This is a genomic window from Mesorhizobium sp. M1A.T.Ca.IN.004.03.1.1, from assembly GCF_003997555.1.
Lineage (GTDB): Bacteria > Pseudomonadota > Alphaproteobacteria > Rhizobiales > Rhizobiaceae > Mesorhizobium.
The window spans coordinates 1-245 of sequence record NZ_RZTV01000877.1; the positions used below are offsets into that span (position 1 = coordinate 1).

General features: G+C 57.1%; 1 protein-coding gene. It reads left to right on the forward strand.

The features are described 5' to 3' along the window. Window positions 1-245, forward strand: a 245-nt coding sequence (locus EOD29_RS34195; protein WP_127248894.1) for a diguanylate cyclase, incomplete at both ends; no start/stop codon positions are given.

A 245-nucleotide genomic window follows, 5' to 3' on the forward strand; every position in this document is an offset into this window, starting at 1 on the left:
GCCAGTGTCGGCTTCGCGCTTTATCCGGAGAACGGTGATGACCTCAGCCAGGTCATCCGACATTCGGACTGCGCGATGTATGTCGCCAAAAAGCAGGGGCGCGATCTGGTGAAGCCCTTCGTGCCTTCGATGCAGGAAGAGTTGGCGAAACGGATTCGGGTGGAAGCCGATCTGAGAGCCGCCATCAGGAAGGCTGAGATCGTTCCCTACTATCAACCGCTCGTGGACCTGAAGACGAACAAGAT